This window comes from Pseudoxanthomonas sp., from assembly GCF_002863005.1.
Classification (GTDB): domain Bacteria; phylum Pseudomonadota; class Gammaproteobacteria; order Xanthomonadales; family Xanthomonadaceae; genus Pseudoxanthomonas_A.
In genome coordinates this window covers 51,227-69,811 of record NZ_PKDG01000008.1, presented here as the reverse complement: position 1 = coordinate 69,811, position 18,585 = coordinate 51,227, and the positions used below count along the sequence as shown (strand labels likewise).

At 69.3% G+C, this 18,585-nt stretch carries 21 protein-coding genes and 1 pseudogene; 7 read left to right on the top strand and 15 right to left on the bottom strand.

Annotated elements, in window-relative coordinates; all coding sequences use genetic code 11:
- Positions 1-59 precede the first annotated feature (59 nt).
- Together CYU89_RS01470 and CYU89_RS01465 are read right to left on the bottom strand one after the other, a co-directional pair.
- On the bottom strand, positions 60-467 hold the full coding sequence (locus CYU89_RS01470) for a DUF4279 domain-containing protein (protein WP_296278440.1): 408 nt from the start codon (positions 465-467) through the stop codon (positions 60-62).
- Between the two features lie 5 nt (positions 468-472).
- Positions 473-1,855, bottom strand: coding sequence for an L-serine ammonia-lyase (locus CYU89_RS01465; protein ID WP_296278439.1), 1,383 nt, complete (start codon positions 1,853-1,855; stop codon positions 473-475).
- 71 nt (positions 1,856-1,926) lie between these two features.
- On the opposite strand from CYU89_RS01465, the gene CYU89_RS01460 reads away from it, so the two are divergent.
- Entirely contained in the window at positions 1,927-2,154 is a 228-nt protein-coding gene (locus tag CYU89_RS01460) for a glutaredoxin family protein (protein ID WP_296278438.1), read from the top strand.
- 101 nt (positions 2,155-2,255) lie between these two features.
- Positions 2,256-2,870, top strand: coding sequence for a hypothetical protein (locus CYU89_RS01455; protein WP_296278437.1), 615 nt, complete (start codon positions 2,256-2,258; stop codon positions 2,868-2,870).
- On the opposite strand, the gene CYU89_RS01450 is transcribed toward CYU89_RS01455, so the two are convergent.
- From CYU89_RS01450 to CYU89_RS01440, 3 genes and pseudogenes are all read right to left on the bottom strand, one after another.
- Positions 2,839-3,399 carry a YceI family protein gene (locus tag CYU89_RS01450; RefSeq protein ID WP_296278436.1) on the bottom strand — a complete coding sequence of 187 codons (561 nt, stop codon included), beginning with the start codon at positions 3,397-3,399 and terminating at the stop codon, positions 2,839-2,841. The genes CYU89_RS01455 and CYU89_RS01450 overlap by 32 nt on opposite strands.
- 46 nt (positions 3,400-3,445) lie before the next feature.
- Positions 3,446-4,012, bottom strand: a pseudogene (locus tag CYU89_RS01445) (cytochrome b); the annotation flags it as partial.
- Positions 4,009-4,641 carry a YceI family protein gene (locus CYU89_RS01440; protein ID WP_296278566.1) on the bottom strand — a complete coding sequence of 211 codons (633 nt, stop codon included), beginning with the start codon at positions 4,639-4,641 and terminating at the stop codon, positions 4,009-4,011. The gene CYU89_RS01440 and the pseudogene CYU89_RS01445, both read right to left, overlap by 4 nt.
- A gap of 144 nt (positions 4,642-4,785) precedes the next feature.
- On the opposite strand from CYU89_RS01440, the gene CYU89_RS01435 reads away from it, so the two are divergent.
- Together CYU89_RS01435 and CYU89_RS01430 are read left to right on the top strand one after the other, a co-directional pair.
- Positions 4,786-8,361, top strand: coding sequence for a hybrid sensor histidine kinase/response regulator (locus CYU89_RS01435; protein WP_296278435.1), 3,576 nt, complete (start codon positions 4,786-4,788; stop codon positions 8,359-8,361).
- Positions 8,358-9,320: a hypothetical protein gene (locus CYU89_RS01430; protein ID WP_296278434.1), complete on the top strand. Its 963-nt coding sequence runs from the start codon at positions 8,358-8,360 to the stop codon at positions 9,318-9,320. Before CYU89_RS01435 ends, CYU89_RS01430 begins: the two co-directional genes overlap by 4 nt.
- A 6-nt stretch (positions 9,321-9,326) precedes the next feature.
- Here CYU89_RS01430 and CYU89_RS01425 read toward each other — a convergent pair whose 3' ends face one another.
- The 6 genes from CYU89_RS01425 to CYU89_RS01400 are packed head-to-tail and all read right to left on the bottom strand — an operon-like array spanning position 9,327 to position 13,479.
- A complete protein-coding gene (locus tag CYU89_RS01425) occupies positions 9,327-9,809 on the bottom strand; it encodes a hypothetical protein (RefSeq protein WP_296278433.1) in 483 nt (160 codons plus the stop codon).
- A gap of 4 nt (positions 9,810-9,813) precedes the next feature.
- On the bottom strand, positions 9,814-10,452 hold the full coding sequence (locus CYU89_RS01420) for a hypothetical protein (RefSeq protein WP_296278432.1): 639 nt from the start codon (positions 10,450-10,452) through the stop codon (positions 9,814-9,816).
- Between the two features lie 31 nt (positions 10,453-10,483).
- Positions 10,484-11,554, bottom strand: coding sequence for a uroporphyrinogen decarboxylase (gene hemE / locus CYU89_RS01415; protein ID WP_296278431.1), 1,071 nt, complete (start codon positions 11,552-11,554; stop codon positions 10,484-10,486).
- An 18-nt stretch (positions 11,555-11,572) separates the two neighbouring features.
- Entirely contained in the window at positions 11,573-11,827 is a 255-nt protein-coding gene (locus CYU89_RS01410) for a WGR domain-containing protein (RefSeq protein ID WP_093300856.1), read from the bottom strand.
- 9 nt (positions 11,828-11,836) lie between these two features.
- Positions 11,837-12,940: a 3-dehydroquinate synthase gene (aroB, locus tag CYU89_RS01405; RefSeq protein ID WP_296278430.1), complete on the bottom strand. Its 1,104-nt coding sequence runs from the start codon at positions 12,938-12,940 to the stop codon at positions 11,837-11,839.
- Positions 12,937-13,479, bottom strand: coding sequence for a shikimate kinase (locus tag CYU89_RS01400; protein WP_296278429.1), 543 nt, complete (start codon positions 13,477-13,479; stop codon positions 12,937-12,939). The genes aroB and CYU89_RS01400 overlap by 4 nt, the downstream gene beginning before the upstream one ends.
- 102 nt (positions 13,480-13,581) lie before the next feature.
- On the opposite strand from CYU89_RS01400, the gene CYU89_RS01395 reads away from it, so the two are divergent.
- Complete coding sequence (locus CYU89_RS01395) at positions 13,582-13,785, top strand: dodecin family protein (RefSeq protein WP_267791749.1); 204 nt, start codon at positions 13,582-13,584, stop codon at positions 13,783-13,785.
- Positions 13,786-13,926: 141 nt separating this feature from the next.
- Here CYU89_RS01395 and CYU89_RS01390 read toward each other — a convergent pair whose 3' ends face one another.
- Complete coding sequence (locus tag CYU89_RS01390; RefSeq protein WP_296278428.1) at positions 13,927-14,757, bottom strand: kinase; 831 nt, start codon at positions 14,755-14,757, stop codon at positions 13,927-13,929.
- Between the two features lie 32 nt (positions 14,758-14,789).
- Here CYU89_RS01390 and pdxH point away from each other — a divergent pair, with 32 nt between their 5' ends.
- Both pdxH and CYU89_RS01380 read left to right on the top strand, forming a co-directional pair.
- Positions 14,790-15,392, top strand: coding sequence for a pyridoxamine 5'-phosphate oxidase (pdxH, locus tag CYU89_RS01385; RefSeq protein WP_296278427.1), 603 nt, complete (start codon positions 14,790-14,792; stop codon positions 15,390-15,392).
- 100 nt (positions 15,393-15,492) lie between these two features.
- Complete coding sequence (locus CYU89_RS01380; protein ID WP_296278426.1) at positions 15,493-16,290, top strand: cobalamin-binding protein; 798 nt, start codon at positions 15,493-15,495, stop codon at positions 16,288-16,290.
- Positions 16,291-16,457: 167 nt separating this feature from the next.
- Here CYU89_RS01380 and CYU89_RS01375 read toward each other — a convergent pair whose 3' ends face one another.
- The 3 genes from CYU89_RS01375 to CYU89_RS01365 all read right to left on the bottom strand — a co-directional run bounded on the left by CYU89_RS01375 (position 16,458) and on the right by CYU89_RS01365 (position 18,531).
- Positions 16,458-16,913, bottom strand: a complete 456-nt coding sequence (locus tag CYU89_RS01375) for a DUF4426 domain-containing protein (protein WP_296278425.1) — start codon at positions 16,911-16,913, stop codon at positions 16,458-16,460.
- A 61-nt stretch (positions 16,914-16,974) separates the two neighbouring features.
- Positions 16,975-17,817 (bottom strand): pyrroline-5-carboxylate reductase, encoded by an 843-nt coding sequence (gene proC, locus CYU89_RS01370; protein WP_296278424.1) that lies wholly within the window; start codon positions 17,815-17,817, stop codon positions 16,975-16,977.
- Positions 17,818-17,847: 30 nt separating this feature from the next.
- The gene (locus CYU89_RS01365) at positions 17,848-18,531 is read right to left on the bottom strand and encodes a YggS family pyridoxal phosphate-dependent enzyme (protein ID WP_296278565.1); all 684 of its coding nucleotides are present in this window, start codon (positions 18,529-18,531) and stop codon (positions 17,848-17,850) included.
- Positions 18,532-18,585: the final 54 nt, after the last annotated feature.

The window sequence follows — 18,585 nt, the reverse complement described above, 5'->3', positions numbered from 1 at the left end:
GCTTGCTTGGACTACCCTGGCGTGAGCGCGAATGGATCGCCTGAGTGCCGGCCAACCTCTCATCCATTCGGGTTGTAGATGTCGAAATCCAATGAAATACCCCTCTCTCCCAGAGCGAGGAGCACTTTCGCCGAAAGCGGCAAGCCATCATTGAAACTCTCCATGAAGATGCCGCAGAACACGTCTGGCTTGTAGCGGGACAAAGACGCCCAAATGCCTGAATCGGAGGGGAGCTGCTCCAAGAGTTCGACGATCTGCGCCTCGAGATTCTCGGGTTCGCGACGCTCGGCGTGGAGTCTCCAGCTTCCTCGCTTGGCTAGGCGCACGACACCGGCTCTGCGACTGATGTCATCGCCCTTGCGGCAGGACTCGGTTGGGGCGACGCCCAGCAGTGCGGTGATTTCCTCGGGTACGAGATCTTCCCCGAAGAATCGAAGCGTCGCCTCCGAGTGGTGGAGCGTGCCCATCGGATCTAGCACTCGATGACGTTCACCGCCAGCCCGCCGCGGCTGGTTTCCTTGTACTTGTCCTGCATGTCGCGCCCGGTGTCGCGCATGGTCTTGATCACCTTGTCGAGCGAGACCTTGTGCTTGCCGTCGCCACGCATCGCCATGCGGCTGGCGTTGATCGCCTTCACCGCGCCCATCGCGTTGCGCTCGATGCACGGGATCTGCACCAGGCCGCCGATCGGGTCGCAGGTCAGGCCCAGGTTGTGTTCCATGCCGATTTCCGCCGCGTTCTCGACCTGGCTCGGGCTGCCTCCCAGTGCGGCGACCAATCCGCCGGCCGCCATCGAACAGGCCACGCCCACCTCGCCCTGGCAGCCGACTTCGGCGCCGCTGATGCTGGCGTTCTCCTTGTAGAGGATGCCGATGGCCGCCGCGGTGAGCAGGAAGTCGAACACGCGCTGCTCGCTGTTGCCGGGGCAGAAACGATCGTAGTAGTGCAGCACCGCCGGAATGATGCCGGCCGCACCGTTGGTGGGCGCGGTGACCACGCGGCCGCCGGCGGCATTCTCTTCGTTCACCGCCAGCGCATACAGGTTCACCCAGTCCAGCACGGTCAGCGGATCGCGCATCGCGGCTTCCGGCTTGCTGGACAACTCGCGATGCAGCGTCGGTGCACGGCGTGACACGTGCAGGCCGCCGGGCAGCGTGCCTTCCTCTCGGATACCACGCGCCATGCACGACTGCATCGCGTTCCAGATCGCGCGCAGGCCGTCGCGGATCTCGTCCTCGCTGCGCCAGGCCTTCTCGTTCTCGAACATCAACGCCGCGATGCTCAGACCGCTGCGCTGGCACTGCGCCAGCAACTCGTCGCCACTCTTGAACGGGTACGGCAATGGCGTCTCGTCAGCGACGATGCGGTCCACCGCCGCGTCGTCCTGATTGACGACGAAACCGCCTCCGACCGAGTAGTAGTCGCGCGTGGCGATCACTTCGTCGTTCACATCGAAGGCGGTGAAACGCATGCCGTTGGTGTGGTACGGCAGCTTCTGCCGCTTGTTCATCAGCAGATCGCGCTTCTCGTCGAAGGCGACCTCGTGCGTACCGCCCAGCAGGATGCGCTTGCCGGTGCGGATGCGCTCCAGCGCCGGCGGGATGATGTCCGGATCGATCTCGTTGGGATAGTGGCCTTCCAGGCCCATCAGCACCGCCTTGTCGGTGCCGTGCCCGCGACCGGTCAGGGCGAGTGAGCCGAACACTTCGGCACGGATCCGCACCACGTCCTGCAGGCGCCCGGCGTCGACCAGCCAGCGCGCGACGAAGCGCGCCGCGGCGCGCATCGGCCCGACCGTATGCGAGGAACTCGGACCAATGCCGATCTTGAACAGGTCGAACGTGCTGACTGCCATGTTGCGGGCCGCTTCGGAAAGGCCGCTATTCTAAGCGGGTAGACGCGCGCCGCCCGTCATTCCCGGCCACGATGTCCCTGATCCTCTACCAGCGCGACGATTGCCACCTGTGCGACCTTGCACTCGATACGCTCGCCCATGCACGCATTCCCGAGTTCGAAAGCGTTTTCATCGACGGTGACGACGCGCTGGAAGTGCGCTACGGCATCCGCGTGCCCGTGCTGCATCGCAGCGACACGGGTGCGGAGTTGGACTGGCCTTTCGGCATCGAGGCCTTGGTGGCATTCCTGCAGCGCTGAAGCTGTCCGTCCGCGAAACGGTCGCTGCACGCGACATCCCGGCTTGAGCGTGGCGGGCTAGGCTGGCGTCGTCTGTGCACGGGGGTTCACCGATGGGTCGGATGCGATGGGCGTTGCTGGCGCTGGCCGTAGTCGCGATCTGCGCGCAGAACGCCCGCGGCCAAACCCCGGGCGAAGACGACGCGGCCTTGCGCCGCATGCACGACGCCTTCGTCGAGGCCTTCATCGACAGCCAGGGATTCGGCAAGCGGCGGGTCACGCCGATGATGGCGCGCATGCGCCACTACCAGTTCGAAGGCGTAGGCGAGAAAGGGCGCTGCGTGTTCGACGTCGAACTGGTCGGCGTCGCCCGGCACGATCCTCCCGTCGTCCATCGCGCGGGATTCATGGGCTTCCAGCATCGCGACGACGATGCCGCCATGCCCGCATTACCCACATCGACCCGTACGCTGCAGGCATGGGAACGCGAGGCCCTGGCCCGGTTGATCGGTGGCACCGATATCGTGGTGCAGGCAGGGCCAGGCGGCGAGCGCGCGATGGGACCTATCCGCGCCCGCCCGGATTGCCTGGCGTGCCATCGCAATCACCGCGAGGGCGATGTATTGGGCGCCCTCAGTTACGGGCTGGGCCGCATCACCTTGGCGCCGGATGCGACGGACCGGCGCGACTGCCGGCCCCAAGGGATCAACGCGGCTTCAGCACGACCTTCGTACTGATCGCGACGTCGTTCGGGATGGTCGAGGTGTCCGCCCAGTCGCCGCCGCCGACGCCGAAGTCGAGCCGCTTCACCGTCGCCTTTCCGGTCAGCACCGGCTGCGCACCGGGGGTCCAGGTGAACGTCAGCGTCACCGGCTTGCTGGCGCCGCGCAGCGTGAGGGTGCCGTCGGCCGCGTACTGGTTGCCGCCCAGCGCGCGGAACTTGGTCGCCGTGTAGCGCGCCTGCGCGAACTTGCCCACGTTGAAGAAATCGCTCGACACCAGCGTGTCGTCGCGGTCCTTGTTTCCGGTCTGCGTGCCGGCCAGCTGGATGGCGACGTCCAGCTTGCTGGTGGCCAGCTGCTTGGGGTCGAAGCTCAGCGTGGTGGCGAAGCTGCCGAACTTGCCGGTGAAGGTTTCGCCCTGGTAGTTGCTGGCGAACACCAGCGTCGAGCCGGGGGCCTGTACGTAGTCGGCCGCTGCCGCGTGTCCTGCGGTGGCGAGCAACAGGGAGACGAGCGCGAGGCGTGCACGATCAGGGGTTTTCATCGGGAGAATCCTGCGGAGTGGGGGAAGAGGGAGCAGGCACTGCCGCCGGTGCCGGCGCAAGGGCCCTGCGGCGCCCTGGCAGCATGCGGGTGAGCGTGGCATCGCCTTGGAACAGGTGGTGGTACAGCGCGGCGCCGGCGTGCGCCAGCACCAGCGCCACGAGCACCCAGAACAGCAGCTCGTGCGCGCCTTCGGCCGCTTCGTGCACGCCGTCGTTGCGGCCCGTGATCGCCGGCAGGTTGAAGAGCTTGAACCACTGCAGCGGATAGCCCGCGGACGAGTTCAGCACCCAGCCCGACAGCGGGATGGCGAACAGCAGCGCGTACAACAGGAAGTGTGTCACCGATGCCACGCGCTGCTGCCACGTCGGCGTGCCGGCGACCGGGGAGGGCGTGCCGGCATACATGCGCCACAGCACGCGCAGCACGACCAGCGCCAGGATGGTCAGGCCGATCGACTTGTGCAGCGCATAGATGTCGATCTTGCGCGGCCCGTTGGGCAGGTCGCCCATGGTCAGGCCCAGGTAGGCCATCACCAGGATCAGCACCACGATCACCCAATGGAACAGCTGGCTGACGGCGCCCCAGCGCTCGTCGGTGTTCTTGAGGGTCATCGCGTCGGCTCCTGTGGCGAGGGGGAAGGGGGCGGCGCGGCATCGGCGTCGTCGGCCTTGCCATCGTAGGTCGCTTCCGCTTCGATGCGCAGCGTCACTTCGTCGCCTATCACCGACTTCCACGCGGTGATGCCGAAATCGGCGCGGCTGAGCGTGGTGGTGGCGGAGAAGCCGACCGTGCGACGGAACGGCGGCATGGGATGGCGCTTGGCGGCGTTGAGGGTGACGTCGAGGGCGATCTCGCGCGTCACGCCGCGCAGGCTGAGGTCGCCATGCACCTTCGCATGCGTCGCATCGACGGGCTCGATTCGCGTGGAGACGAAGCGCGCGTCGGGGTGCGCTTCCGCGTCCAGCAACGACTTCGCCAGCGTCGCCTTGTTCCAGTCGGCATCGCCCAGGTCGATGCGCGCGATCGGCACGCGCACATCGACACGCGCGTGCGTCCAGTCATCGGGGTCGAACACCACCGTGCCGGTGCTCCCCGACACGGTGCCGAGCGCATGGGAGAAGCCGGCATGCGAAATCGCGAACATCACTCGTGTGTGCACCGGGTCCAGCCGGTATTCCGCGCGCGCGTCGCGCGCGGAGGCCAGTGCGGGCAGCAGCGCCAGCAGGCAGAGGCTGCGCACCAGCAGGCGGCGGGGGGTCGATCCGGGCATGGGGACGGATTCTAGGGGCCGGCCCATGAAGATACCCCGCTTGCGCCTGCAACGGTCCGTTGCGACGATGCCCGGCAGGGGTGACCAGGGAACGAGGGGCGGGCAGGAATGGCGATGCGTGCGTGCTGGTGGCTGCTGTTCTGCCTGTTGTGCGCGCCCGTGCTCGCGCCGGCTGCGGTACCCGAGATTCCCCGCTTCCGCCTGCTGGGTGCGGGCGATGGCCTGCCGTCCACCACCATTCCAGCGCTCGCCCGCGATCGCGCGGGCCACCTGTGGGTCGCCACGTGGGATGGCCTGGCGCGCTACGACGGCGTCAGCTTCAAGGTCTGGCGGCATGATCCCGCCGATCCGGCATCGCTGCCCGGCAACGTGGTGCAGGCGCTGCACATCGACGCCGCGGACCGCATCTGGGTGGCGACCGAGAACGGCGGACTCAGCATGATGGATGTCGACCGTCGCGGGTTCCGCCATTACCGCCAGGCGCAGTACCCGCAGATGGGCAGCGATGACGTGTTCGCCATCACCAGCCGCGGCGCCGAACTCTGGTTCGGCACGTTCGGCGGCGGCCTGCACCGGCTCGCCGCCGACGGTCGCATCACCCGCTTCGCGGCGGCGGCCGAGGGAAGCGATGGCCTGCCGTCCGACAACGTGCTGTCGCTGGCCTTCGACGCGCGGGGCACGCTGTGGGTCGGCACCATGGGCGGCCTGGCGCGTCTTGAAGATGGCCGGCTGCGTCGGTTGGCGCTGCCGGGCGGCGAGGGCCTGATCATCTACTCGGTGACCGCCGACGGCGGTGCGATGTGGGTCGGCGCGGCCGACGGCGTGCATCGCTGGACGCCTGATGGGCGCTGGGTGTCGCCGCCGTGGTCGCCCATGTTCGCGCGCCCCAATGCGCTGATCGCGATGACCAGCGACGGCCAGGGCGAGTACTGGCTGGCCAGCCAGGGCGGCCTTTGGCGCACCGAAGGCGATCGTGCGCCGGCGCCGGTGAACTACGACGCGCAGAACGTGGGCATCGGCCGCGTGCTGCAGACCGTGCTGGCGCTGCCGGACGGTGGACTGTGGGTGCCGGTACCCACGCGCGGGCTGGCTTACCTGCGTTCGGACTGGCGACGCATCGCGGCCTTCTCGTCGGCGCAGGGACTGGGCGGCGGACTCTACCGCGGCCTGTCGCAGGCGGGCGCCGACGGCCTCTGGATCGCCAGCAGCACGGGCAAGGTCGAACGCCTGGACACGCGCAGCGGCCATGTCGTGCCGTTGCCGCACCATGCCGCGGCACTGGGGGAACTGCGGCTCACCTCGTTGCGGCAGGATCGCCGGGGGCACCTGTGGATCGGCCATCGCAGCGGCCTGATCCGGATCGATCCCCGCACCGGCGCCTCGCGGCAGTGGGGGCAGGAGGGCGAGGACGCCGTTCCCGACAATACCTCCATCGACTGGCTGGTCGAGGCACCGGACGACACGTTGTGGCTGGTCTCGCAGATGGGCAGCGTGCAGCAGCGCGACATCGCCAGCGGTCGCGTGCTTCGCACGGTCGCCAAGCAGGAGGACGGCGGCGGGTTGCCGGACATCGAAGGCATCGCGGTGGCGCCCGACGGCCACGTCTGGCTCGGCGGCGCCGCCGGCATGATGGTCTGGGATGCGGCGGCAGGCCGGTTCGTGACGCAGGGCGCGATGGGTCGCGAGCGGGTGTACGCATTCGCGTTCGAGCATGCCGATCGGCTGTGGCTGCATCGCCTCTCGGGCGTGGAGGCGTGGCGCCGCGAGGGCGGCCGCTGGGTACGCGAACGGCTGATCGGGGCCGAACAGGGATTGCCGGCGGTCGAGTCGACGGGGCTGGCCGTGGATCCGCAGCGACGGGTCTGGCTGGGCACCCGGCGTGGCCTGTTCCGCATCGATCCCAACCTGCAGGGATCGCGCGCGTTGCTGCGCAACTTCGGCGTGCGCGAAGGGCTGCTGAGCCAGGAGCTCAACGACCGCGGCCTGCTGATGACCGCCGACGGCCTGTTGGCCACCACCGCAGCGGACGGTTCGGTCGCGCTGCTGGACACGCAGCTGCCGGATCCGAAACCGGTGACTCCCAACCTGGTGCTGGACAGCCTGCAGGTGAGCCGCGGCGACGACGTGGTCCACCTGCGGATAGACCAGCCACTGGAACTGCAGCCCGAAGACCACGAACTGCTCGTCGGCACGAGACTGCTGAGCTACGAGAATCCGCTGGGCAACCGCTACCGTTCGCTGCTGGAGGGCTTCGACAGCGGCTGGATGGACCAGGGCGCCAGCGGCGAGCGCGTGTTCTCCGCGCTGACGCCCGGCCGCTACCGGCTGCGCGTCCAGGCCTACGACGCCGCCGGCAATGCATCGCGCGAACTGGTGCTGTCCCTGCACGTACTGCCACCGTGGTGGCGCAGTGCGTGGGGCATGGCGATGTTTGCCGTGGTCGGCGTGCTGCTGCTGCTTTTCGCCGCGGCGGCGTATCGCCGGCGCGTGCGTCGCCGCAGTGCGTGGCAGCTGGCCGAACACAAGCGCGAACTGGCCGAACAGGCCTCGCTGGCCAAGACCCGCTTCCTCGCCACGCTGGGCCACGAGATCCGCACGCCGATGACGGGCGTGCTGGGCATGACCGAGCTGCTGCAGGCCACGCCGCTGGACGAACGCCAGCGCGGCTATGCCGATGCAATCCAGCGGGCGGGCACGCACCTGCTGCGGCTGGTCAACGATGCGCTGGACCTGGCGAAGATCGAAGCGGGCAAGCTGGAGCTGCAGCAGGTGGAGTTCGACCTGCATGCGCTGCTCGCCGACGTGGTCGCGCTGATGGGGCCGGTGGCGGGCAAGCGCGGGCTCGCGTTCCATGACGGCGTCGCCGCGGGCGTGCCGCGGCTGGTGCGTGGCGATCCGCTGCGGCTGCGGCAGATCCTGCTCAACCTGCTGGGCAATGCGATCAAGTTCACCGAGGCCGGCCATGTGTCCCTGCACGCGGTGCCGCTGTCGCCGCACGGGGTGCGGCTGACGGTGGGCGATACCGGCCCCGGCATCAACGCCGAACAGCAGGCGCGGCTGTTCCGTCGGTTCGAACAGGCGGAAGGCGCGCAGACCACGGCGCGTTACGGCGGCAGCGGGCTGGGCCTGGCGATCTGCCAGGAACTGGCGGTCGCCATGGGGGGGCGCATCGACGTGGACAGCGCTCCGGGCAAGGGCACGCGCTTCTCGGTCGACCTGCCCGCGCTGCAGCCGCTCGCGACCGACCCGGCCGGGGACGCGACGCCGGCCGAAGCGGTATCGGCCCCGGTCGATGTCGGCACGCTGGACATCCTGCTGGTCGAAGACGATGTGACCGTGTCCGAGGTGGTGGCGGGGCTGCTGCGCGCGCGCGGCCACCGCGTGACGCATGCGCCGCATGGATTGGCCGCGCTGACGGAGGTGGTGACCACGGTATTCGACGTGGCCTTCCTCGATCTGGACCTGCCGGGCCTGGACGGCATGGCGCTGGCCCGCCAGTTGCGGCTGCACGGCATGACCACGCCCTTGATCGCCCTGACCGCACGCACCGATGCGGAAGCCGAGCCGCTGGCGCGACAGGCCGGGTTCGACGACTTCGTGCGCAAGCCCGTCACCGGCGACATGCTGGCTGCCGTGATCGCGGCGCAGGTCGCGCGCGGGGCATCCGGAGTACAGGAGGACATGCCGTGAGGGCGTTCAGCCGCTGCCTGGGTGTGCTCGCGTTCGGCCTGCTGGCCGCGACGGCGCGTGCGGAAATGCCCGAACCGCCATTGCTGGGCGACTACATCACCGCGACCCGCGCGTTGTATCCGCTGCGCGTGCAGGGCTGGGAGGCGATCGGCGAGAAGCGTTACGAGCAGCAGGAACTGGGCGTGTCGGTGCGCTACCAGGACTCGCGCCAGCCGGACCGCTGGATGGATCTGTACCTGTATCCCGCCGGCGTCGTGTTCGATCCGGTGTTCGAGCGTGCGTTCCAGCAGGGGGTCGACGAGATCGTGCAGATCGCGCGGGGTCGCAACGCGGGCGAGGTGCGGCTCGGCGAAAGCCGTACCTTCGAAACCGCGCCGGTGGGCGGACAGGACATGCTCGGCGCCATGGCGGTGAAGGCGCGCTCGTTCGCGATGGAAGTCCCGATGCGCGAGAAGCGCTATCGCTCGGCGCTCGCGATGACCGTCCGCGACCTCTACTTCATCAAGGTGCGCTACAGCGTCGAAGCCGACAGTACGTCGGACGACGAGGTCCAGCGCCAGGCCGAGGCGTTCCTCGCCGGCTTCGCGGCGGACGTCCGCGTGCTCAATACGGGGCGCTGCCGACAGGTGCTGCAGGTGCGCGGCATGCCGAATGGCGACGCCCGGCCCGATACCGTCCTGGCCAGCACCCATGAGGGGCGCGAGGACGAGATGTGGATCGCCGACGATGCGGTCTACCTGCGTCCGGCCGTCATCGCGCGGAAGGACCAGGCGGAGACGCTGCGGCAGGAAGCACAAGCGGTCCGCGACCTGTTGCGCGGCCGCTGCGTGGCGCCCGACGCGATGGAGATCACCGTGCCCGACGGCATGCGCGAGATCCGCTTCGAATACCGCCTGCCGGCCGATCGTACCGACGGCACCACGCCGCGCCTGCGGAGTCCGCGGTCGGGTCTGGGGTGAGGGCGTTCAGCGCAGGCGGCGAACGTCCATGACCCCCGCGACAGGGTCGTAATAGAACCAGTCGCCCGCATGGCTGGCCAGCCATTCGATGCGCGCCCGGCTCGCGGGCGGCACGTGGCAGAGCACGCCGAGTCCGGCCTCGTCGCCGGGTGCCGTCGCCGAGGTGGGCGGGTCGGCCAGCAGGTCGGCCAGCGATGCCGGCTTCTCCCCCCAGCTCAGGCAGTCCGCGTCGGTGGCCGTGTCCGCGGGCCACCCCATGCGGTCCCAGAACGTCGCGCGCCCACGCGCCTGCAGGCGGTGCGCCGCCTGTGCCTCGCCATCGGCCGTGCGCACGATCCGCCACTGGTCGCCGACCGCGACCACCGTCCACACGACCTCATCCGCCGTGGCGGTGGCGTCATGACCGTAGTCACCGGCAAAGCGATCCGCATCCCCCGCGATCACGATGGCGGGGCACGCCGACAGCGCCAGCAGCAAGAGGCGGCGCACCGGCTCAGTCCGCCCAGGCTTCGACGTACAGCGTGCGCGTGGCGTCGTCGCTGTCGGCATGGATCCAGATGCCGCCGGCATCGCCGGCAGGCAGGAAGTACCCGTCGTCGGCCTGCAGCATGGTGCAGGTGGCCGGAGCCGATTCCTCCGCGAGCACACGCGCACGACAGGCGTCCTCCACGAAGGCCTTCAGCACCGGGGCGGCCTCGGTGTAGGTCGACGCGACCACATACTGGTGGTCGCCCCAACGCTGCGAATCCATCAGCCGGACCTCCACCACCGGCTGGCCGGCGAGTTGCACGCGTCCGGGATGCAGCAGCGCGCGTGCGGCCACGGCGGTCAGCATGTCCTGCGCGTCGTCGGCCAGGGTGTCTTCGCAGTCCAGGTCGATCCGTGCCACCCGCTGCCGCCATCCCGGCGCAAGTTCGTCGAGGCGGCGGGCGCGGATGCGGTCGCAGCCGGGCATGGCGTCCGCCACGCTGCGCGCGGCGTGTTCGTCCGGCGGCACCACCATCACCAGGGCAGGGAAGTCGCCACCGGCGACGTGCAGGACGCGCGCCGCGCCGCTTTCGTCCGTATGGGCGTGGGCGCTGACCGCCAGCAACAGGCCGGCGGTGAAGGCGAGCAGGGGGCGGCGCTCCATTGCGTCACTCCACGGGTGGGGCAGGACGGCGTCAGCGCGCGCTGTAGGCGTGGACTTCGTCCACCAGCACAGCGACGTGATCGGGGTTCATGTCCGGCGACATGCCGTGACCGAGGTTGAAGACGTGACCGTCGCGCGAACCGCCGTTGCCGTCGCGGTAGCTGTCCAGCGCGCGGCGGACCTCGTGGCGGATCGCCTCGGGCGAGCCATACAGCGTGGCCGGGTCCAGGTTGCCCTGCAGCGCGACCTTACCGCCGGTGCGGCGAGCGGCATCGCCGAGTTCGACCAGCCAGTCCACGCCCACGCCTTCGGCGCCGGTGGCGGCCAGGTCTTCCAGGTAGGCCGCGGTGCCCTTGCCGAACAGGATCAGCGGGGTGCGCTCCGCGCCTTCGCCACGGTCGAGTTCATGCGCGATGCGCTGAAGGTAGGGCAGGGAGAACTCGCGGTACATCGCCGGGCTCAGCACGCCGCCCCAGGTGTCGAACACCTGCAGCGCCTGCGCGCCGGCAGCGCGTTGCGCGGCCAGGTACGCGATCACGGCATCGGTGTTGACCGACAGCAGGCGGTGCAGCGCGGCCGGTTCGTTCAGCGCCATCGCCTTGATGCGGGCGAAGTCCTTGCTGCCGCCGCCTTCCACCATGTAGCAGGCCAGCGTCCACGGACTGCCGGAGAAGCCGATCAGCGGCACCTTGCCGTCCAGCTCGCGGCGGATGACGCGCACGGCATCCATCACGTAGCGCAGTTCGGTTTCCATGTCCGGCACGCCGAGCTTGGCGGCGTCGGCGGCACTGCGCACGGTGCGTTCGAACTTCGGGCCCTCACCCTCGACGAAGTACAGCCCCAGTCCCATCGCGTCCGGTACGGTCAGGATGTCCGAGAACAGGATCGCCGCATCCAGGTCGTAGCGGCGCAGCGGCTGCAGCGTCACCTCGCAGGCGATCTCCGGGTTCTTCGCCATCGCCAGGAAGCTGCCGGCGTCCTTGCGCGTGGCGCGGTACTCCGGCAGGTAGCGGCCGGCCTGGCGCATCAGCCAGACGGGCGTGCAATCCACGGGTTCGCGGCGCAGCGCGCGCAGGAAGCGATCGTTCTTCGAAGCGGTCATCGTGGTTCCGGGGAAGGGTTACTTGGGCGCGTCGGCGCCGCGGGCGAACATCAACTGGAAGCCGCGCTTGAGATGGCTGTCGCGAGCCTTCTCGAAAGCCGCATTGGCCTCGTCCTGCAGCAGGTACTGCTCGCGCTTGAGCGTGGCGCGGCCGCCGATCTGCCCCGTTTCGCGCAACAGCTCCCATCCCCCGAAAAGATCGGGCTGCAGGGTCAGCTGGACGTAGCGGGGCGCTTCGCCCGCGTCGGGGCGTTGCTGGAGGAAGACGCGCATGGCGGCATTTTAGCCGGACAGCACGGCCAGCACGCGGCTTTCGTCCACGTCCGGCACCACCTCGGCCTGGCCGAGCCCGCGCCACAGCACCAGCCGCAGGCGTCCGGCGAGATTCTTCTTGTCCAGGCGCATGCGGGCCAACAGGGCCTCGGGCGCCAGGCCGGCCGGCATCCGGACCGGCAGGCCGTAGCCCGCCAGCAAGGCTTCCAGGCGGTCCGTGTCCGCGGCGGGCGCCAGGCCCAGCTCCGCGGACAGCCGCGCCGCCAGCACCATGCCCACCGCCACCGCCTCGCCATGGTTGAGGTTGTCGTTGCCCAGGCCGCCGTAGCCCTGTTCGGTCTCGATGGCATGGCCGAAGGTGTGGCCGAAATTCAGCAGGGCGCGTTCGCCCTTCTCCAGCGGGTCACGCGCCACGATCTCCGCCTTGTGTTCGCAACTGGCGGCGATCGCCAGGGCCAGCGCCTCGCTATCCATCGCCAGCAGCGCTGCGCGTTCCTGTTCCAGCCACTGGAAGAAGCGCGCATCGCGGATCGCGCCGTACTTGATCACTTCGGCCAGGCCGGCGCGCAGTTCGCGCGGGGGCAGCGTGGCCAGCGCCGCCGTGTCGGCGAACACCGCGCGCGGCGGGTGGAACGCGCCCACCAGGTTCTTGCCCTGCGGGATGTCGACCGCGGTCTTGCCGCCCACCGACGAATCCACCATCGACAGCAGCGTCGTGGGCACCTGCACGCAATCCACGCCGCGCATCCAGCACGCCGCCGCGAACCCGGCCAGATCGCCGACCACGCCGCCGCCCAGCGCCACCACACACGCGTCGCGCGTCGCGCCCAGCGTCGCCAGCGCCTCGATGGCATGGCCGAAGTGGGCCAGCGTCTTCGACTCTTCGCCCGCCGGCAGAATGAAGGTGCCGATGGCCAGGTCCGGACGCGCGGCATGCAGGGCCTCGCGTACTGTGCCGGCGTACAGCGGCGCCACCAGCGAATCGCTGACGAGCAGCAGGTGCCGGCCGCGCACATGGCGCGCAAGCGCGGCGCCGTCGCCCAGCAGGCCCGGCCCGATGGTGATGGTGTAGGGAATCTCGCCGCCGACATCGACGGTGCGTGCGTGGTTCATGCGTTCTCTTCGATGGGCTGCCAGCGGTGCGCCAGCAGCTGGGTCAGGCGGGCGGTGGCGTCCGGGGGGGTCAGCCCGTCGGTGTCCAGGGCCAGATCGGCGATCTCGCGGTACAGCGGTTCGCGCAGCGTGGCCATCTCCTGCAGCACCTGCTCGCGGTCCGGGCGCTGCAGCAGCGGACGGTTCGCGCAGCGGCCGAGGCGCTTCAGCTGGGCGTCCACGCTGACCTGCAGGTAGACCACATAGCCGCGCTGTTTCATCAGCGCCCGGTTGTCGGCGTCAAGCACGGCACCGCCGCCGGTGGAGATCAGCTGGCCGTGGCCCGCCAGCAGTTCATGCAACGTGGCTTTCTCGCGCTCGCGGAAGCCGACCTCACCGACATGCTCGAACAGCGTCGCGATGCTGGCGCCGGTGCGTTCGACGATGGCCTGGTCGGCATCCACGAACACCAGCCCGAAGCGCTCGGCGACGCGCTTGCCGATGGACGTCTTGCCGGCCCCCGTGGGGCCGACCAGGATCAGGTTGGGGGCCGGATTCATGATGCCCCAGATGCTAGCACCGCCCGCACACGTGGCGTGGACTTAACACGGCCGGGACTAGGGTGGCCCTCCGGCACCGTGCCGGCCATCGAGGAGCAAGCCATGTCCGTCGCCAAGATCATCGAAGTCAACGCATCATCGAAGACCAGCATGGAAGACGCGGTCAAGGTAGGGCTGAAGAAGACCTCCGAGACCGTGAAGAACATCAAGGGCGCCTGGGTGAACGAGATCAAGGTCGTCACCGACGACGGCGGCAACGTCACCGAGTGGCGCGTGAACCTGCGGATCAGCTTTGTGGTGGAGTGAGGGGGCGCGGATCTCCTGTAGGAGCGACGTCAGTCGCGACCGCTGACCTGCGGGGTTCTGGAGTTCATCGGCAGCCTACGCACGCGCCCAACGTTGGGTTCTTCTGTTCGCCAAGCCTTGCGGTCGCGACTGACGTCGCTCCTACAACAGCGGGTAGCGGCTTTCGTCCAGCGCGATCGTGCGTTCGGCGATCGCCGGCAGCGTCGCCAGCAGGTGCCGGCTGGTGCGTTCGTAGTGCTGGATGAAGCGGTCCAGTTGCGCGCGGTCCATGCCGGTCCGCTGCGGGTCGCGCGCAACGAGGGCCTGCTCCTGTTCCCAGCGCCAGGTCCGCACGATCTCGAAGCCGGGCGGCTGCAGGAACCACAGCGCATCGATGCGTGACCACAGCGCCGGGTAATCGTTGCGCAAGGCGTCGTTGCAATGGCGGCGCCAGCGGCCGCCCGCGTCCTCTTCGCGCTCCAGCGCATTGATCGGCGTGGCCAGCGCCGCGTCGTCCTCGGGCACCGCCTTCAGGCACCAGCCCTCGAACAGCACCAAGTCGACGCGGCCGTCGATCCGTATCCAGGCGTCGTCGGACGCGCGGTCGTCGGCCAGCTTGTCGAAGCGCGGCAGCATCACCTCTTCGCCATGGCGCAACGCATCCAGCATGCTACACCCCAGCGCCACATCGTGGGTGCCGGGCGGGCCACGCGTGGCGAACAAGGGATGCACCTCGGCCGCGAGCCGCTGCCGCTGCGCGCGGGTCAGGTACAGGTCGTCCAGCGACAGCACCGCCACGCGCAGGCCTTCGCCGCGCGCCCGGGCCGCGACCTGCTCCGCCAGCGTCGACTTGCCGCTGCCCTGCAGACCGGTGATGGCGAACACCGGAGGGCTCGCCCGCGATGCGCATGCCGTCCGCAGCGCGTCGTCGACGAGCAGCGCTGGGAAACCCTCGGGATGCACGGGTGTCGTCATCGCGCGACAATAGCGCATGCCCGGGATGCGGGCGCTGCCGTTGCGATGCCATGACCGATCTGTACGCCGAGGCCCTGTCCACGTTCGCCACGCTGTTCGGTGAAGCGAAAACCGCAGGCACCGAAGTCGAACCCAATGCAATGACGGTGGCCACCGCCACGCCGGACGGCCGCCCGTCCGCGCGCACGGTGTTGCTGAAGGCGTTCGACGAACGCGGCTTCGTCTTCTACACACACACGCACAGCCAGAAGGGCCGCGAACTGCACGACAATCCGCGCGCCGCGCTGTTGTTCCTGTGGCGCAGCCTGCGTGAGGCCGGCATCCAAGTGCGCGTGGAGGGCGGGGTGAAGCCGGTCGACGACGCAGAGGCCGACGCATACTTCGCCTCGCGTCCACGCCAGAGCCAGCTCGGTGCCTGGGCATCGATCCAGTCCGAGACGCTGGATTCGCGCGAGGCCTTCGAGAACCGCATGGCCGACGTCGAAGCGCGCTTCGCCGGCGGCGACGTGCCGCGTCCCGAAGGCTGGAGCGGCTATCGCGTGGCGCCGGACGCCATCGAGTTCTGGTACGGCGCGCAGTTCCGGCTGCACGAGCGCTGGCGCTTCGAATGCGATGCCGCGGGCGCGTGGAGCAAGCGGATGCTGTTTCCGTGATGGCTATTGAACGTCGTTGTGGGAGCGACGTGAGTCGCGAGCTTGTCCCGGCATGCCAGCAGCTCGCGACTCACGCCGCTCCCAAAGCACAGATACTGCGATGACCGGCCCACAGCGCATCGTCTGCCTGACCGAAGAGCCGACCGAGACGCTGTACGCGCTGGGCGAGCAGGACCGCATCGTCGGCATCAGCGGGTTCACCGTGCGTCCGCCGCAAGCCCGCAAGGAAAAGCCGAAGGTCAGCGCGTTCACCAGCGCGAAGATCGACGACATCCTGTCGTTGCAGCCGGATCTCGCCATCGGTTTTTCCGACATCCAGGCCGACATCGCCGCCGAACTTGTGCGGCGGGGCGTGGAGGTGTGGATCAGCAACCATCGCAGCGTGGACGGCATCATCGACTACGTGCGGCGGCTGGGCGCGCTGGTCGGTGCCGCGGCGCGCGCCAACACGTACGCCGACACGCTCGCAAGCGGACTGGACGATATCCGTTCGCAGGCGGCGCGGCTGCAGCGCCGGCCGACGGTCTACTTCGAGGAGTGGGACGAACCGCAGATCACCGGCATCCGCTGGGTGTCCGAACTGATCGGCATCGCCGGGGGCGACGACGTGTTCCCGGAGATGGCGCGCGAGTCGCTGGCCAAGCACCGCATCCTCGCCGACGGCAGCGAGGTGGTGCGGCGCGCACACGACCTCATCCTGGGCTCATGGTGCGGCAAGAAGTTCCGGCCCGAGCGCGTGGCGGCACGTCCGGGCTGGGACGCGATCCCCGCCGTGCGCGACGGTGAGCTGCACGAGATCAAGTCGCCGCTGATCCTGCAGCCGGGGCCAGCCGCGCTGACCGACGGCGTGCGAGCCATCGCGGCGATCGTGCAGGCTTGGGCGGCTCGCCAGTCCTGAGGTTGACGCTTCTGTAGGAGCGACGTAAGTCGCGACCGCGCACCAGACGCCATCCGCTCGTTCGATAGGGCGGGTGCGTCATCATCACTGTGTTCTGCAATGGACAGTTCGATAGGGACGGCGTGCGGTCGCGACTTACGTCGCTCCTACATCGGGTCCCGCGGACCTCAAAAATTCCGCTGGAACGTCACCGTTTCCGTGCGGCCACCGGCCTGCACCACGATCTCGAAGCGATAGGAATTGCGCGGCGAGACGCGGGCGGTACCGATCAGGTCGGTGTATCCCCCGGCTTCGACTTTGCGCAGTTCGATCGCCTGGCGCGTGCCGGAGAGATCGTGCGCGGTCACCCTGACCTCGCCATCCGCATCGATTTCCTCGGCGCCTTTAACCTCGCGCAGGGCGACCAGCACCAGCGCGGTACCGGCATCACGCTGCACGCCGTACTGCTTCGCGACGGGCGCGCTCAGCGCCAGCGTGGGCAGCGCGTTGTAGCGCACGCGCAGGCTGCCGAAGTCGGTTTCGGCTGGCGCCGGTGGAACGAATTCGGCGGCACGCGGCGTCTCGCCGCCGGAGCAGGCGACCAGGGACAGGGCGAGAATCAGCGGGGCGATCAGGCGTTTCATCGGCGTGGGTGCCTGTGTGCTGTAGGTACGTTACGAGGTTCCGAGCGGGCCGGATGCGAAGTCAATCGTTCGCCGCGGACAGTTCCCCGCCCCGTGCGGTCGCCGCGCGCACGGCCCGCGCGACCAGGGCTTCGAAGCCGCCGGCCTGGAAGGTCTCGATCGCCGCCTGGGTGGTGCCGTTGGGCGAGGTCACGCGGCGGCGCAATTCGGCCGGCGTCTCGCCGCTTTCGGTCAGCATGCGCGCCGCCCCCAGGACGGTCTGCAGCACCAGGGTGCGTGCGGCGTCGGCCGACAGGCCTTCGGCCACGGCAGCCGATTCCATCGCCTCGGCCAGCAGGAAGACGTAGGCCGGGCCGCTGCCGGACACGCCGGTGACGGCATCCATCTTCGCTTCGGCATCGATCCAGACGGTCGGGCCCGCGGCGGAGAGCAGCAGTTCCGCGCGCTCGCGACCCGTCGCGTCGACTTCGCCGCTCGCATGCAGGCCGGTGACGCCGGCGCCGAGCAGGGCGGGCGTGTTGGGCATGCTGCGCACCACCGGCACCCCACCGCCCAGCCAGCGCTGCATCTGCGCGACGGTGATGCCGGCGGCGATGGAGACGGCCAGCGGTCGCTGCGCCTGCGCCATCGGGGCGAGGGATTCGCACACCGCTCGCATGACCTGCGGCTTCACCGCGAACAGCCAGGTGTCCGCGCCATAGGCCGCTTCCCCGGCCTCGGTGAACACCTGCACGCCGAAGTCGGCCGCCAGCGCCGCGCGCAGCGGTTCGTTGGGCTCGGCCACGCGGATGCGCGAGGGGTCCGCACCACGCTTGAGCAGGCCGCCGATCAGGCTGCGCGCCATGTTGCCGCCGCCGATGAAGGCCAGGGGATGCGTCAGCAAGCGCGACGTGGAAGGAGTCATGGCGTCAGGCCTCGGGAAAGTCGAAAGGAGTCAGGCGGGTCGCGACGGGCGCGCGCCGAACAGGGCGGTGCCGATGCGGACCATCGTGGCCCCGTGCGCGACGGCGAGTGCGTAGTCCTCGCTCATGCCCATCGACAGGGTATCCACGCCGGGATGCTTCGCCGCAAGCTGGTCCTGCAGTGCCTGCATGCGCCGGAAGGCGTCGATGCGCCGGGCGGTGTCGGGGTGGGGCGCGGGAATCGCCATCAGCCCGCGCAGGCGCAGGCGCGGTTCGGCGGCGATGGCAGCGGCGAGGGCGGCGACCTCGTCGGGTTGGCAGCCATGCTTGCTGGCTTCATCGTCGATGTTCACCTGCACCAGCACGTTGAGCGGCGCACGATCGGAAGGGCGATAGCGTGACAGAGCGCCAACCAATTTGTGACGGTCTACCGTCTGCACCCAGTCGAACAGCTGCGCCGCGAGTTCGGCCTTGTTCGATTGCAAGTGGCCGATGAGGTGCCATTCCAGGCCCATGCCTGCCAGTTCCCCGATCTTTGCCTGGGCTTCCTGCACGTAGTTCTCGCCGAACGCGCGCTGGCCCGCGCGGGCCAGTTCGGCGACGGCCGACGCCGGCTGCAGCTTGGACACGGCCAGCAATGCAGGGGTTGGCCGATGCGTGGCTTTCGCTGCGTTTTCAAGGTGTTGCAGGGTCTCGCTGAGGGTGTCGGCGAGCATGTTCATCCAACCATTGGCGGGAACGGCGAGGGCGCTATACTGCCCTCCGGGGAA

Bases quoted from the DNA above. Each gene is read 5' to 3' on its own strand.
- pdxH (WP_296278427.1), top strand. From the start codon at position 14,790: ATGACCGATCTGTACGCCGAGGCCCTGTCCACGTTCGCCACGCTGTTC.
- CYU89_RS01410 (WP_093300856.1), bottom strand. From the start codon at position 11,827: ATGCGCGTCTTCCTCCAGCAACGCCCCGACGCGGGCGAAGCGCCCCGC.
- CYU89_RS01375 (WP_296278425.1), bottom strand. From the start codon at position 16,913: ATGAAACGCCTGATCGCCCCGCTGATTCTCGCCCTGTCCCTGGTCGCC.
- proC (WP_296278424.1), bottom strand. From the start codon at position 17,817: ATGACTCCTTCCACGTCGCGCTTGCTGACGCATCCCCTGGCCTTCATC.
- CYU89_RS01465 (WP_296278439.1), bottom strand. From the start codon at position 1,855: ATGGCAGTCAGCACGTTCGACCTGTTCAAGATCGGCATTGGTCCGAGT.
- CYU89_RS01420 (WP_296278432.1), bottom strand. From the start codon at position 10,452: ATGGAGCGCCGCCCCCTGCTCGCCTTCACCGCCGGCCTGTTGCTGGCG.
- CYU89_RS01455 (WP_296278437.1), top strand. From the start codon at position 2,256: ATGCGATGGGCGTTGCTGGCGCTGGCCGTAGTCGCGATCTGCGCGCAG.
- CYU89_RS01390 (WP_296278428.1), bottom strand. From the start codon at position 14,757: ATGCGCTATTGTCGCGCGATGACGACACCCGTGCATCCCGAGGGTTTC.
- aroB (WP_296278430.1), bottom strand. From the start codon at position 12,940: ATGAACCACGCACGCACCGTCGATGTCGGCGGCGAGATTCCCTACACC.
- CYU89_RS01450 (WP_296278436.1), bottom strand. From the start codon at position 3,399: ATGAAAACCCCTGATCGTGCACGCCTCGCGCTCGTCTCCCTGTTGCTC.
- CYU89_RS01400 (WP_296278429.1), bottom strand. From the start codon at position 13,479: ATGAATCCGGCCCCCAACCTGATCCTGGTCGGCCCCACGGGGGCCGGC.
- CYU89_RS01435 (WP_296278435.1), top strand. From the start codon at position 4,786: ATGCGTGCGTGCTGGTGGCTGCTGTTCTGCCTGTTGTGCGCGCCCGTG.
- CYU89_RS01380 (WP_296278426.1), top strand. From the start codon at position 15,493: ATGACCGGCCCACAGCGCATCGTCTGCCTGACCGAAGAGCCGACCGAG.
- CYU89_RS01460 (WP_296278438.1), top strand. From the start codon at position 1,927: ATGTCCCTGATCCTCTACCAGCGCGACGATTGCCACCTGTGCGACCTT.
- CYU89_RS01470 (WP_296278440.1), bottom strand. From the start codon at position 467: ATGGGCACGCTCCACCACTCGGAGGCGACGCTTCGATTCTTCGGGGAA.
- CYU89_RS01365 (WP_296278565.1), bottom strand. From the start codon at position 18,531: ATGCTCGCCGACACCCTCAGCGAGACCCTGCAACACCTTGAAAACGCA.
- CYU89_RS01395 (WP_267791749.1), top strand. From the start codon at position 13,582: ATGTCCGTCGCCAAGATCATCGAAGTCAACGCATCATCGAAGACCAGC.
- hemE (WP_296278431.1), bottom strand. From the start codon at position 11,554: ATGACCGCTTCGAAGAACGATCGCTTCCTGCGCGCGCTGCGCCGCGAA.